The sequence below is a fragment of the Rhizobium sp. YS-1r genome, assembly GCF_000757525.1.
Lineage (GTDB): Bacteria > Pseudomonadota > Alphaproteobacteria > Rhizobiales > Rhizobiaceae > Neorhizobium > Neorhizobium petrolearium.
Genome location: NZ_JPYQ01000001.1, coordinates 151,301 through 164,098 on the forward strand (window position 1 = coordinate 151,301; position 12,798 = coordinate 164,098).

The following is a 12,798-nucleotide window of genomic DNA, read 5'->3' on the forward strand; positions in this document are numbered from 1 at the left end:
AGGAAACCGTGATGCAGATTCAATACTATGGCGAACTGAAGCTCTTCATCGATGGCGAATGGATTGGCGCGGACGGCCGCGTCACCGAGGACGTCATCAATCCCGCGACGGGCGAGCCGGTCGCGGCGCTGCCGCATGCGACGGCGGAAGACCTGGATCGCGCCGTCGCAGCGGCCTCCCGCGCCTTCAGGACCTGGCGCATCACGACGGCCTACGACCGCGCCAGGATCATCCGCAAGGCGGCAGATATCCTGCGCGAGCGTGCCGCCGAACTCGGCCGGCGCATGACGCTCGATCAGGGCAAGCCGCTTTCCGAATCCATTCCGGAAATCCACATCTCCGCCGACATTCTCGACTGGACGGCGGACGAGGGCCGCCGCACCTATGGCCGCGTCATTCCTTCCCGCCTGCCGGGCGCCCGCTGGTTCGTCACCAAGGAGCCGGTCGGCCCGGTCGCCGGCTTCACGCCCTGGAACTTTCCGGGCGTCATCCCGGCGCGAAAAATTTCCGCAGCACTCGCGACCGGCTGCACCATGGTCATCAAGCCTTCCGAGGAAACGCCCTCGACGGTGCTTGAAATCGCCCGCGCACTCCAGGATGCGGGCCTGCCGAACGGCGTGCTGAATGTCGTGCACGGCAAGCCGGCCGAAGTCTCCGAACACCTGATCGCCTCCGACGGCATCCGCAAGATCACGTTTACCGGCTCCACCAATGTCGGCAAGCAGCTTGCCGTCCTCGCTGCGCAGGCAGGCGTCAAACGCGCCACGATGGAACTCGGCGGCCATGCACCGGTGCTGATCTTCGAGGATGCGGATATCGACCACGCCATCCGCGTCATGGTGCATGCTAAATACCGCAATGCCGGTCAGGTCTGCATCTCGCCGACCCGCTTCTACGTACATGACAGCGTCCACGACAAGTTTGTCGACGGTTTCGCCAAGGCGGCTGCGGCGCTGAAGGTCGGCGACGGCCTCGATCCGGAAAACCAGATGGGGCCACTCGCCAACAACCGCCGCGTGCCGGCCATGGAGCGCATGGTGGCCGATGCTGTCAGCCGCGGCGCAAGGATCGCCACCGGCGGCGAACGCGGCAGCAATCGCGGCTATTTCTTCCAGCCGACGGTGCTTGCCGACGTGCCGCAGGACGCGATCATCATGAATGAAGAGCCGTTCGGCCCGGTCGCGGTCACCGCCCGTTTCTCCACTTTCGAGGAGGCGATCGAACAGGCGAACCGCCTGCCTTACGGGCTTGCCTCCTACGCCTTTACCCAGTCGGCCAAGACCGCGACCATGGTCAGCGACGCAATCGAGGCTGGTATGGTCGGCATCAACAACAATGCGATTTCCATGACCGAAACCCCCTTCGGCGGCGTCAAGCAGAGCGGCTACGGCTCCGAGGGCGGTTCGGAAGGCATGGAAGCCTACCTCGTCACCAAATTCACCAGCCAATCGTAAGGCGAAAGAGCGTTTTAGGAGCACTAATCATGGCCATTGAAGCAAGCGATATCGGCGGCGAAAACGTCAAGGTCGAATTCGAGGACGGCATTGCCTGGGTGAAGCTGAACCGCCCGGACAAGCGCAACGCCATGAGCGTCGGCCTGGCGGAAGACATGATCCGCGTGCTCGATGAACTCGAAATCGACGACCGCGCCGGCGTCATCATCCTCACCGGCGAAGGCGAAGCCTTCTCCGCCGGCATGGACCTGAAAGACTTCTTCCGCGCCACCGACGGCGTCTCGGACGTCAGGCGCATGCGCGCCTACCGTTCCACCCGCGCCTGGCAATGGCGCCTCCTGATGCACTACGCCAAGCCGACGATTGCCATGGTCAACGGCTGGTGCTTTGGCGGCGCCTTCACGCCGCTGATCTGCTGCGACCTCGCCATTGCTTCGGAAGATGCGGTTTTCGGCCTTTCGGAAATCAACTGGGGCGTCATCCCCGGCGGCGTCGTGTCCAAGGCGATCTCGACCCTGATGAACGATCGCAAGGCCATGTACTACGTGATGACCGGCGAGAAGTTTGGCGGCAAGATGGCCGAACAGCTCGGCCTGGTGAACGAGGCGGTGCCGGCCGACAAGCTTCGCGAACGCACCGTCGAAATCGCCCGCGTGCTTCTCGAAAAGAACCCGACCGTGCTCCGTCAGGCACGAATGGCCTATAAATATGTGCGTGAGATGACCTGGGAAGAGTCGGCGGAATATTTGACCGCCAAAGCCGACCAGACGACGTTTGTCGATCCCGAAAAGGGACGGGAGAAGGGGCTGTCGCAGTTCCTGGATACGAAGACCTATCGCCCGGGGCATGGAGCCTACAAGCGGGAGGAGTGAAGGTTGCCTCCCCTTGAGGGGGAGGGTCGGCACGCAGCGCCGGGGGGATGATCGTGTGAGGTGATCTCTTTCACCCCTACCCATCGCTTCGCGATGACCTCCCCTCGAGGGGAGATGGGCGCCTTGGCCAAGCCACCACACTCGAACAAGAGACATCACCATGGACCTGAATTATTCGGACGAGCAGCTCCTCTTGAAGGAAAGCGCCGATCGCTTCCTGAAGGAGCGCTACGACTTCGATAAACGGGCAAAAATCGTCGCCTCCGATGACGGCTTCGACGCCGGTATCTGGGCGGAGATGGCCGATCTCGGCTGGCTGGCGCTGCCCTTTTCCGAGGAAAACGGCGGACTTGGCGGCGGCGCGGTCGAAATCTCGCTGATCATGGAAGCGATCGGCCGGGCGCTAGTCGTCGAGCCCTACCTCGCCTCAGTCATCCTTGCCGGAAGTCTCATTGAAAAACTCGGCACGGAAAGCCAGAAGGCAGAAATCCTCGACGGCCTGATCGCGGGCACGTCGCGTCCGGCGCTCGCACATGCGGAAAAGCAGACCGGTTTCGACCTTGGCAATATTTCCGCGACCGCCGTGAGGACCGGCGACGGCTATGCGCTCTCCGGCGGAAAGCCGCTGGTACTTGGCGGAGCCGCAGCGGACATCTTCCTCGTCTCGGCAAAGCTCGACGGAGATATCCGCCTCTTCCTCGTCCCGGCCGATGCCGCAGGCCTCACACACAAGACAGCAAAGCTCGTCGATGGCAGCCGCGCCTGCGATCTCTCTTTATATAATGTCCCTCTGCCAGCCTCCGCTCTCCTCGACGGCGACAACACGCTCGTCGAAATCGAAGCGGCTTATGACCGCGCCAATGCCACGCTCGCTTCCGAAGCGGTCGGCATCATGGATGCGCTGCTCGATGCCACTGTTTCCTACACCAAGGAACGCGTGCAGTTTGGCAAGCCGCTCGCCGCCTTCCAGGCGCTGCAGCACCGCATGGCCGAGATGGCCGTGAAATGCCAGGAAGCCCGTGGTTCGGCATTGCTCGCCACGCTTTCCGTTGATGCGCTGCGTTCAATGCGCATCCGCGGCGTTTCCGGGGCCAGGGCCAAGATCGGCAAGGTTTCCCGCGTCGTTGCCCAGGAGGCGATCCAGTTGCACGGCGCCATGGGATTTTCCGAGGAAATGCCGATCGGCGCCTGGTTCCGAAGGCTCTATGCGATCGAAAACACGTTCGGCACCACTGCCGACCACCTGAAGCGCTATGGCGAGATCATCCGCGATCCCGCCGTGCTTTCCGGCAGCCTACTGCGCGAACCGGCCTGAGGAGGACGTCATGGATCTGTTGATGACAGAAGAAGAGGTCCGTTTCCGCGACGCGGTGCGGGCGTTTCTCGAAGCCCATCTTGACGACGATCTGAAACGCGCCGAACGGCTGAATCCAAGTTTTCTCGCGGATCCGAATATAGGCCTGCAGTGGCAGGCGAAGCTCAACGAACAGGGCTGGGTCGCCCCCTCGTGGCCGAAACAATACGGTGGCACCGGCTGGACGCTCGCCGAACGCTATATTTTCGATCAGGAATGCGAGCGGGCCGGCGAGCCGCATTTCCGCGGCGCCTCGATCAAGATGATCGCGCCTGTCCTGATGCGCTACGGCACCGACGAACAGAAAGCCTTCTACCTGCCGCGCATCCTGAACGGCGAAGATGTCTGGGCGCAGGGATATTCCGAACCCGGCTCCGGCTCCGACCTTGCATCGCTGAAGACAAAGGCGATGCTGAACGACGACCACTATGTCGTCAACGGATCGAAGATCTGGTCCACACTGGCGCATCATGCCACCCGCATGTTCGCACTGGTGCGTACTGCCGACACCGGGAAGAAGCAGGAAGGCATCACCTTCATCCTGATCGACCTCAAATCGCCGGGCGTCACCATCCGGCCGATCCGCTCGATCTGCGGCACGCATGAATTCAATCAGGTCTTCTTCGATGACGTGAAAGTGCCGGTTTCCGACCGGATCGGCGAGGAAGGCGAGGGCTGGGACATCGCCAAATACCTGCTGGAATTCGAGCGGGGTGGGGCCTTCGCCGGCGGCGTGCTGCGGGCGATGCTGACACGCCTCCACCGACTCGCTTGCGAACCGCTGCCGGATGGACGAAAAATGATCGACGATCCGCTGTTTGCGGCCCGCTTCACCGAGATCGCCACCGATGTCGACGCCAACGACATGCTGGAGCTGGCCGCCATGTCCAAGGTGCAGGCCGGCGGCAATCCGGGGTCGGTGCCGTCGTCGACAATGAAGATCGAGCGCAGCCGCATCCGCCAGTCGATCGCCGAACTCGCCGCCTCGATCCTCGGCCCGGATGCATTGCGCTGGGAAGAACACCGGCCGCTGCACGAACTGCCGGAAGAGAGCGAGATTGACGAAGAGCGCAAAGTCGCCTCTGCCGTCTATTTCAACTCCCGCTCCCAGAGCATCTTCGGCGGTAGCAATGAAATCCAGCTGGAGATCATCGCGAAGACGTTGCTCAGGTAGCCTTCAACCGCCTTCGCGTGTCGCTCGGGCTTTCCCGATAATGCGCGCGGTAGCTGCGCGAGAAGGCGGAGGCAGAGTTGAAGCCCGTGGCTGCGGCGATATCCGCGAAGGTCGCCCGCGTCTCGATCACCTTCCGTCGGGCTGCGTTGAGGCGAAGCGCGAGATAGTGCTCGCGTGGCGCAACGCCCATGATGTCGCGAAAAAGGTCCTGCAGGTGCCGGGCACTGATGCCCGCGCGTTTGGCCAGCCGAGCCAGTGATAACGGTGCCTCCACCGTTTCCTCCATCAGCTTCACTGCCGTCTGAACGCGGGTGTCGACGATCCGCATATTGCCGATCGCCGGCACCTGCAACAGGTCGCCACGGATGCGCTCCTGCTCGTAGATGAAGAGCCGCGAGACTTCCAGCGCCAGTGAATAGCCATGTGCGCGGCGGATCAGTTCCAGCATCAGATCAAGCGTCGGCAGCGAACCGCCGGTGGTGATGCGCTTGCCGTCGATGACGAAGCGTTCGCGGATCATGTTCACCTGCGGATAGGCGGTCGAAAAATCCTCGAAATCCTCCCAATGGGTGGTGGCGGAGAAACCGTCGAGAAGGCTGGTCTCGGCGAGGATGAACGACCCGGCCTCGATGCCGGCGATCAGCGTGCGGTGTCGCGCCGTCTGGGAAAGCTGAAATTTCAGCTCACGGGTGGCATGCCGCTTCCAGTTATAGCTGGCGAGAACAAAGAGCGGATCGCTTTCCCGCCCGGGCCGGAAGGCTCTGCTGACGGGAATGGGAATGCCCGCCTTCGTATTGATCGGCTGTCCCTCTGGTGAAAAGAGCGTCCAGCGGTAAAGCTCCCGGCCGGCGATGCGGTTTGCGGCGCGCAGGGGCTCGATCACGGATGCCGCGAGAATAAGGTTGATCTCCGGCAGCACCAGAATGTCGAAATGCTGCTCCCGCGAGAAAACGTCAGCCACGCAATCATCGCCCTCCGCTTCCGCTAATGTATAGAATGGCGCCGAAAATGAAAAGCATTCTCCTCTCTTCCGGTTCGTAATGGTGAAAACGAACAAGGAGAGGAACATGCCGCTCGAGATGAATCGCGAGGTCTTCATCACCTGTGCCGTCACCGGCGCGGGCGATACCGTGGGGAAGTCCAGCCACGTGCCGGTCACGCCGAAACAGATCGCCGATTCGGCGATCGACGCCGCCAAGGCCGGCGCCGCCGTGGTCCATTGCCACGTCCGCAACCCGGAGACGGGGGCCGCCGCCCGCAACAGGGCGCTCTACAAGGAAGTCACCGACCGCATCCGTTCGGCGGATGTCGATGTCGTGCTCAACCTTACGGCCGGCATGGGCGGCGACCTCGTGTTCGGCAATGTCGAGGCACCGTTCCCGGTCAATCCGAATGGCACGGACATGGCCGGCGCCACCGAGCGCGTCGCGCACGTCGCCGAATGCCTGCCGGAAATCTGCACGCTCGATTGCGGCACGATGAACTTTTCGCTCGGCGACTACGTGATGACCAATACCCCTTCCATGCTGCGCGAGATGGCACGGCAGATGACGGCACTCGGCGTACGGCCGGAGATCGAGGCCTTCGATACCGGCCATCTCTGGTTCGCCAAGCAGCTTGTCGAGGAAGGCCTGATCGAGGACCCTGTGCTGATCCAGCTCTGCATGGGCATTCCCTGGGGCGCGCCGGATGATCTCAATACCTTCATGGCCATGGTCAACAACGTGCCGAAGAGCTGGACCTTCTCCGCCTTCTCGATCGGCCGCAGCGCGCTCGCCTATCCGGCCGCGGCGGTGCTTGCCGGCGGCAATGTCCGCGTCGGGCTGGAGGACAATCTCTATGTCGGTAAGGGGCAGTTGGCGACCAATGCCCAGCTCGTCGAAAAGGCCGCCTGCGTGATCGAGGGCATGGGCGCGAAGGTGATCGGGCCGGCGCAGGTGCGTGAGAAGTTGAAGCTGATGAAGCGGTGATCCCATGAGCAGCATCCAAAAAGCAGCCTGCATCGGCGGCGGTGTCATCGGCGGAGCCTGGGCGGCCCGTTTCGTCCTTGCCGGCATTGATGTGGACATGTACGACCCGCATCCGGAAGCGGAACGCATCGTCGGCGAAGTGCTGGGCAATGCAGCGCGCGCCTATGCCATGCTCACCATGGCGCCGCTTCCGCCCAGGGGAAAAATCACCTTCTGCAAGTCCATCGAGGAAGCAGTTGAGGGCGCCGACTGGATTCAGGAAAGCGTGCCGGAACGGCTGGAGCTGAAGCGGAACGTCATCACCCAGATTGATGCGGCCACCGATCCGAAAGCCTTGATAGGCTCCTCCACCTCCGGCCTGATGCCGACCGACCTGCAGCGGGACATGAAACATCCCGAGCGCTTCTTCGTCGCCCATCCCTATAATCCCGTTTATCTCCTGCCTCTTGCCGAACTGGTCGGCGGCCAGAAGACCTCCCCGGAAACGCTGAAGGCGGCGCAGGAAAAGCTCGCGCCGATCGGCATGAAAGGCGTCATCCTCAAAAAGGAGATCGAGGCCTTCGTCGGCGACCGCCTGCTGGAGGCCGTATGGCGCGAAGGCCTGTGGCTGATCCATGACGACATCTGCGACACGGAAACGCTGGACGACGTGATCCGCTATTCCTTCGGCATGCGCTGGGCGCAGATGGGCCTGTTCGAGACCTACCGCATCGCCGGCGGCGAGGCCGGCATGCGGCATTTCCTGGCGCAGTTCGGCCCCTGCCTTTCCTGGCCCTGGACGAAGCTCACAGATGTCGTCGATCTCGACGATGCGCTCATCGACAAGATCGCTGCCCAATCGGATGCGCAGTCCGGCGCCCGCGGCATCCGGGAGCTGGAACGCATCCGCGACGAAAACCTCGTCGGCATCATGCAGGCGCTGAAAGCCGGCGACGGCGGACAGGGCTGGGGGGCGGGCAAGATCCTTGCCGAGTTCGAAAAACATCTCTGGGCGCAGGGGGGTGGAGCGAAGAAGGAACCGGATTTTTCCGCTCCGCTCCGGCTGCTCGACACCAAGGTCGGCGCCGCCTGGGTGGACTACAACGGCCATATGACCGAGTACCGCTATCTGCAGGTCTTCGCCGATACGGCGGATATGCTACTCCGGCTGATCGGGGTCGATTTCGCCTATGTCGAGGCCGGGCACAGCTATTATACGGTCGAGACGCATATCCGACATCTTGGTGAGGCAAAACTCGGCCAGAAGCTTTACTCGACGCTGCAGGTGCTCTCCAGCGACGACAAGCGCCTCCGGTTCTTCACGACCATCTACAATGCCGAGACCAACGAGGCGCTCGCCACTGCCGAGCAACTGATGCTGCACGTGGATTCGAAGGCCGGGAAATCGGTTGCCGCGCCCTTCGACGTGTTGGCGAAGTTGAAGCCGATCGCCGAGGCGCATGCGAAATTACCTATTCCGGAAGGCGTCGGGCGTTCGGTGGGGCAGAAGAGGTAGATCATGGGCAGAAGGGGGGCGGCTACGCTCCCCATCAATAAAGGGAGAAACCCCATGCATTTCGGACTGACCGGCGAACAGGAGATGATCGTCAAGACCGTCCGCGATTTCGTCGAGACGGAAATCTATCCGCATGAGAACGAGGTGGAGCGCACCGGCTTCGTGCCGCCCGAACTCGGTCGGGAAATCGCGCGAAAATGCCGGGAGATCGGCTTCTTCGGCTGCAATTTTCCGGAGGAGGTGGGTGGCGCCGGTCTCGACCACACGTCGTTCACGCTGGTCGAACGGGAGCTCGGCCGTGGCTCCATGGCGCTCACAGTCTTCTTCGGCCGGCCTTCCGGCATCCTCATGGCCTGCGAGGGAGACCAGCGCGAAAAATATCTTCTGCCGGCCGTGCGCGGCGACAAGTTCGATGCACTTGCCATCACGGAGCCGGATGCCGGTTCGGACATGCGCGGCATGAAATGTTTCGCCCGACGGGACGGCGACGACTGGATCGTCAACGGTACGAAACACTTCATTTCGCATGCGGATATCGCTGATTTCGTCATTGTCTTCGTCGCGACCGGTGAAGAGGAAACCCCGCATGGACCGAAGAAGCTCATCACCTGTTTCCTCGTCGATCGCGACACGCCGGGTTTCGAAATCCGCGAAGGTTACAGTTCCGTCTCGCATCGCGGCTACCGGAACTGCATCCTCACCTTCGACGAATGCCGATTGCCGCCGACCCAGGTCCTCGGCGACGTGCACAAAGGCTTCGACATCGCCAACCAATGGCTCTACGGCACGCGGTTGACGGTCGCCGCCACCTGCGTCGGCCGGGCGCGGCGAGCCTTCGACTATGCGCTTAACCAGGCTGCCGGGCGCAAACAGTTCGGCAGGCCGATCGGCGCCAACCAGGGCGTCTCCTTCAAGCTCGCCGACATGATTACCGAGATCGACGCCGCTGACCTCCTGACACTCTCGGCCGCCTGGCGGCTCGACCAAGGCCTGCCGTCAAATCGCGAAATTGCCTCGGCAAAATTGTTTGCCACGGAAATGCTGGCACGGGTCACCGACGAGGCGGTCCAAATCTTTGGCGGCATGGGGCTGATGGACGATCTGCCGCTTGCCCGCTTCTGGCGTGACGCCCGTGTCGAACGCATCTGGGACGGCACGTCGGAAATCCAGCGGCACATCATCAGCCGCGAGCTTCTGCGGCCGCTAGGGGCTTGAGAATGACCCGCTCCCTCGACCGCCTAACCCGACCGAAAACCATTGCCGTGTTCGGAGGCAAGGAGGCCCGGCGGGTCATCGAGCAATGCCACAAGATGGGTTTTGCGGGCGAAATCTGGCCCGTCCACCCGAGGAGTGACGAAATCCTCGGTCGCAGATGCTATCGATCGGTGGCCGATCTGCCCGCCGCCCCGGAAGCGGCCTTTGTCGGCGTCAACAGGCAACTCACCATAGAGATCGTCCGCGACCTTTCCGCCCGCGGCGCAGGCGGCGCAATCTGTTACGCGTCCGGCTTCCGCGAGGCGGCAAGCGAGCTTGCCGATGGCGATGACCTGCAGAAGGCGCTGGTCGAGGCGGCCGGCGACATGCCGATCCTTGGGCCGAACTGCTACGGTTTCATCAACATGCTGGACGGGGCGCTCCTCTGGCCGGATCAGCACGGCATGCTCAGGGTCGAGCAAGGGGTGGCGGTGCTCACCCAGTCGTCCAACATCGCCTGCAACATTTCCATGCAACAGCGGGGATTGCCGCTTGCCTATCTGATGACTGCCGGCAACCAGGCGCAAACAGGGCTTGCCGAACTCGCCTGCACTGTCATCAAGGACCCGCGCGTCACCGCCATCGGCCTGCATGTGGAAGGCTTCGACAGTCTCGAAACGCTGGAGCGGCTGGCCGGCCTGTCGCGGGAGCTGAAGAAGCCGGTCGCCATGCTGAAGGTCGGCAGATCGGAGGCTGCGCGCCTCGCCGCCGTCTCCCACACCGCTTCGCTCGCCGGCAATGACCGCGTCTCCTCTGCGCTGCTGCAACGGCTCGGCATCGGCCGGGTTCAGACGCTGCCGGAACTCCTGGAAACGTTGAAGCTCCTGCATCTTTACGGACCACTGGAAAGCGCCGACATTTCCTCGATGAGCTGTTCGGGCGGCGAGGCCTCACTGATGGCCGATGCCGGCATGAAGCGAAGGATTTCCTATCGGCCACTCCGAAATGAGCAACTCGAACCGCTCCGCGAGACGCTCGGGCTGATGGTGGCGCTCGCCAATCCGCTCGACTACCACACCTTCGTCTGGGGCAATCAGGAGAAGCAGACGGCCGCCTTTACCGCGATGATGCAGGGTGGCTATGCGATGAACCTCGTGGTGCTGGACATCCCGCGGCTTGATCGCTGCGATGCGACCGACTGGTTGACAACCGTCAACGCGGTGGTGGCGGCGCGGACCGCAACCGGGGCGAATGCCGGCGTCGTCGCCAGCATGGGCGAGAACCTTCCGGAAGCCGTGGCCGAACGGCTGAGGCATGACCGCGTCGTACCGTTCTTCGGCATCGAGGAGGCGCTGGCCGCGGCGGAGACCGCTGCGTTTATCGGTGCGGCGTGGAGGCAGCCCGCGCCTGTGCCCCTGCTCAAGGTTCCCGCCGGAGCGGGCGAGACGGTCACGCTCAACGAGGACGAGGCGAAGCGTGAGCTTTCCGCCTTCGGCTTGACCGTTCCGCACGGGCTCGTGGTCATGGATCCGCAAGAGGCGGGGCATGCGGCCGAAAGGCTCGGTTTTCCGGTGGCGCTCAAGGGTCGTGGCGTTGCCCACAAGACAGAGGCCGGCGCGGTGAGGCTTACCCTCGGAAACCGCGAAGAGGTGGTCGCTGCTGCCCACGCCATGGCGGGTGTCGCGAACGGCTATCTGGTCGAGAAGATGGCCGCCAAGCCGGTGGCGGAGATCATCATCGGCGCGATGCGCGATCCCATTGCGGGCCCGGTCCTGACTGTCGGGGCGGGTGGTATTCTGGTCGAACTGCTGGATGATTCCGCGCTTATCACCTTGCCCACGTCACCGGAGGCCATTTCCGCGGCCATATCCGGCCTCAAGATAAAGACGTTGCTTGACGGCTATCGTGGCGGGCCGAAGGGCGATATCGCCGCGCTGGAACAGGCGGTCGCCGCCGTCGCAGCCTATCTGGTTGCCAATGCGGCGGACGTCGAAGAGTTGGACATCAATCCGGTCATGGTGCTGTCGGAAGGCGAGGGCGTCGTTGCCGTGGATGCGCTGGTGCGGAGGAGAATAGCATGACCGACCAACCCATCAGGACCCATCGCGAGGGCGGCATTCTCGAAGTCACCATCAACCGGCCGAAGGCGAATGCCATCGACTTGAAGACTTCGCGGATCATGGGCGAAATCTTCCGCGATTTTCGCGATGACGAGGCGTTGCGCGTTGCGATCATTACCGGCGCCGGCGAAAAGTTCTTCTGCCCAGGCTGGGACCTGAAAGCTGCGGCCGCCGGTGACGCGGTGGATGGCGACTATGGCGTCGGCGGGTTCGGCGGCATGCAGGAACTGCGGGACCTCAACAAGCCGATCATCTGCGCCGTCAACGGTATCTGCTGCGGCGGAGGACTGGAGATCGCGCTCGCGACAGACCTCATCCTCGCCGCCGAACATGCTACCTTCGCGCTGCCGGAAATCCGTTCCGGCACGGTGGCCGATGCCGCCTCGATCAAGCTGCCGAAGCGCATTCCCTATCATATCGCCATGGACATGTTGCTCACCGGCCGCTGGCTCGATGTTGAGGAGGCGCATCGCTGGGGCTTCGTCAATGAAATCCTGCCGGCCGACAAGCTGATGGCGCGCGCCTGGGAGCTGGCGCGGCTGCTGGAAAGCGGCCCTCCGCTCGTCTACGCGGCGATCAAGGAAGTGGTGCGCGAGGCGGAAGGCGAGAAGTTCCAGACAACGATGAACCGCATCACCCGTCGTCAGCTGAGGACTGTCGATGTCCTCTATTCCAGCGAGGACCAGCTGGAAGGCGCCCGGGCCTTCGCCGAAAAGCGCGACCCGGTCTGGAAGGGAAAGTAGCCGCTAAAGTTTGTGCCCTTCATATTGCGGCAGATCGTCGGTGATTTCGTGCCAGGGCGCCTTCGAACCGACGAAGATATGGTGTGTCGGGCGGATGGCGGGGGCATCGACAAGCGTGCCCATCGCGACATGCACCCATCTGGCCTCACGCACCAGCGAATAGAGCAGCGAGCCGCAGGTGCCGCAATGGGCATCGTGGTTTTCGGCGTTGCCATAAATCAACAGACCATCAGAGCCTTTCACCAGGGTGAGTTTTTCCCGCGGAATGCCCGCGAATGGCTTGAAGGCCGAGCCGGTGGTGCGGCGGCAATCCGAACAGTGGCAGTTGGCCGCGTAAACGAAAGCGTCCTCCACCGCATATTCCACCACGCCGCAAAAACACTTGCCCGATAGTCTTTTCATAAGAGAGGACCTCATACATG

Annotated in this window: 11 protein-coding genes; 9 read left to right on the top strand and 2 right to left on the bottom strand. The window is 62.8% G+C overall.

What is annotated here, in order from left to right; genetic code table 11:
* Window positions 1-11: 11 nt before the first annotated feature.
* The 4 genes from JL39_RS00700 (at window position 12) to JL39_RS00715 (ending at window position 4,854) form a co-directional block, all read left to right on the top strand.
* Window positions 12-1,454 carry an NAD-dependent succinate-semialdehyde dehydrogenase gene (locus JL39_RS00700; RefSeq protein ID WP_037145238.1) on the top strand — a complete coding sequence of 481 codons (1,443 nt, stop codon included), beginning with the start codon at window positions 12-14 and terminating at the stop codon, window positions 1,452-1,454.
* A gap of 29 nt (window positions 1,455-1,483) precedes the next feature.
* The gene (locus JL39_RS00705) at window positions 1,484-2,326 is read left to right on the top strand and encodes a p-hydroxycinnamoyl CoA hydratase/lyase (RefSeq protein WP_037145241.1); all 843 of its coding nucleotides are present in this window, start codon (window positions 1,484-1,486) and stop codon (window positions 2,324-2,326) included.
* A gap of 160 nt (window positions 2,327-2,486) precedes the next feature.
* Entirely contained in the window at window positions 2,487-3,641 is a 1,155-nt protein-coding gene (locus JL39_RS00710; protein WP_037145244.1) for an acyl-CoA dehydrogenase, read from the top strand.
* Window positions 3,642-3,651: 10 nt separating this feature from the next.
* Entirely contained in the window at window positions 3,652-4,854 is a 1,203-nt protein-coding gene (locus JL39_RS00715; RefSeq protein ID WP_037145247.1) for an acyl-CoA dehydrogenase family protein, read from the top strand.
* Here the strand turns inward: JL39_RS00715 and JL39_RS00720 are convergent.
* Entirely contained in the window at window positions 4,847-5,953 is a 1,107-nt protein-coding gene (locus JL39_RS00720) for a GlxA family transcriptional regulator (RefSeq protein WP_200883898.1), read from the bottom strand. The two genes, JL39_RS00715 and JL39_RS00720, sit on opposite strands and share 8 nt — an antisense overlap.
* On the opposite strand from JL39_RS00720, the gene JL39_RS00725 reads away from it, so the two are divergent.
* From JL39_RS00725 to JL39_RS00745, 5 genes are read left to right on the top strand one after another with little or no spacing between them, the layout of a single operon-like run.
* Window positions 5,922-6,824: a 3-keto-5-aminohexanoate cleavage protein gene (locus JL39_RS00725; RefSeq protein ID WP_037145250.1), complete on the top strand. Its 903-nt coding sequence runs from the start codon at window positions 5,922-5,924 to the stop codon at window positions 6,822-6,824. The two genes, JL39_RS00720 and JL39_RS00725, sit on opposite strands and share 32 nt — an antisense overlap.
* Window positions 6,825-6,828: 4 nt before the next feature.
* Window positions 6,829-8,319, top strand: coding sequence for a carnitine 3-dehydrogenase (locus JL39_RS00730; protein ID WP_037145253.1), 1,491 nt, complete (start codon window positions 6,829-6,831; stop codon window positions 8,317-8,319).
* Window positions 8,320-8,373: 54 nt separating this feature from the next.
* Window positions 8,374-9,534: an acyl-CoA dehydrogenase family protein gene (locus JL39_RS00735; protein ID WP_037145256.1), complete on the top strand. Its 1,161-nt coding sequence runs from the start codon at window positions 8,374-8,376 to the stop codon at window positions 9,532-9,534.
* Window positions 9,535-9,536: 2 nt separating this feature from the next.
* Window positions 9,537-11,594 (top strand): acetate--CoA ligase family protein, encoded by a 2,058-nt coding sequence (locus JL39_RS00740; RefSeq protein ID WP_037145259.1) that lies wholly within the window; start codon window positions 9,537-9,539, stop codon window positions 11,592-11,594.
* Window positions 11,591-12,376 carry a carnitinyl-CoA dehydratase gene (locus JL39_RS00745; protein ID WP_037145261.1) on the top strand — a complete coding sequence of 262 codons (786 nt, stop codon included), beginning with the start codon at window positions 11,591-11,593 and terminating at the stop codon, window positions 12,374-12,376. The genes JL39_RS00740 and JL39_RS00745 overlap by 4 nt, the downstream gene beginning before the upstream one ends.
* Window positions 12,377-12,379: 3 nt before the next feature.
* Here the strand turns inward: JL39_RS00745 and JL39_RS00750 are convergent, their stop codons facing one another.
* Window positions 12,380-12,778: a GFA family protein gene (locus JL39_RS00750; RefSeq protein ID WP_152600999.1), complete on the bottom strand. Its 399-nt coding sequence runs from the start codon at window positions 12,776-12,778 to the stop codon at window positions 12,380-12,382.
* Window positions 12,779-12,798 lie beyond the last annotated feature (20 nt).

Bases quoted from the DNA above. Each gene is read 5' to 3' on its own strand.
- JL39_RS00710 (WP_037145244.1), top strand. From the start codon at position 2,487: ATGGACCTGAATTATTCGGACGAGCAGCTCCTCTTGAAGGAAAGCGCC.
- JL39_RS00750 (WP_152600999.1), bottom strand. From the start codon at position 12,778: ATGAAAAGACTATCGGGCAAGTGTTTTTGCGGCGTGGTGGAATATGCG.
- JL39_RS00725 (WP_037145250.1), top strand. From the start codon at position 5,922: ATGCCGCTCGAGATGAATCGCGAGGTCTTCATCACCTGTGCCGTCACC.
- JL39_RS00745 (WP_037145261.1), top strand. From the start codon at position 11,591: ATGACCGACCAACCCATCAGGACCCATCGCGAGGGCGGCATTCTCGAA.
- JL39_RS00720 (WP_200883898.1), bottom strand. From the start codon at position 5,953: ATGAAGACCTCGCGATTCATCTCGAGCGGCATGTTCCTCTCCTTGTTC.
- JL39_RS00715 (WP_037145247.1), top strand. From the start codon at position 3,652: ATGGATCTGTTGATGACAGAAGAAGAGGTCCGTTTCCGCGACGCGGTG.
- JL39_RS00740 (WP_037145259.1), top strand. From the start codon at position 9,537: ATGACCCGCTCCCTCGACCGCCTAACCCGACCGAAAACCATTGCCGTG.
- JL39_RS00735 (WP_037145256.1), top strand. From the start codon at position 8,374: ATGCATTTCGGACTGACCGGCGAACAGGAGATGATCGTCAAGACCGTC.
- JL39_RS00700 (WP_037145238.1), top strand. From the start codon at position 12: ATGCAGATTCAATACTATGGCGAACTGAAGCTCTTCATCGATGGCGAA.
- JL39_RS00705 (WP_037145241.1), top strand. From the start codon at position 1,484: ATGGCCATTGAAGCAAGCGATATCGGCGGCGAAAACGTCAAGGTCGAA.
- JL39_RS00730 (WP_037145253.1), top strand. From the start codon at position 6,829: ATGAGCAGCATCCAAAAAGCAGCCTGCATCGGCGGCGGTGTCATCGGC.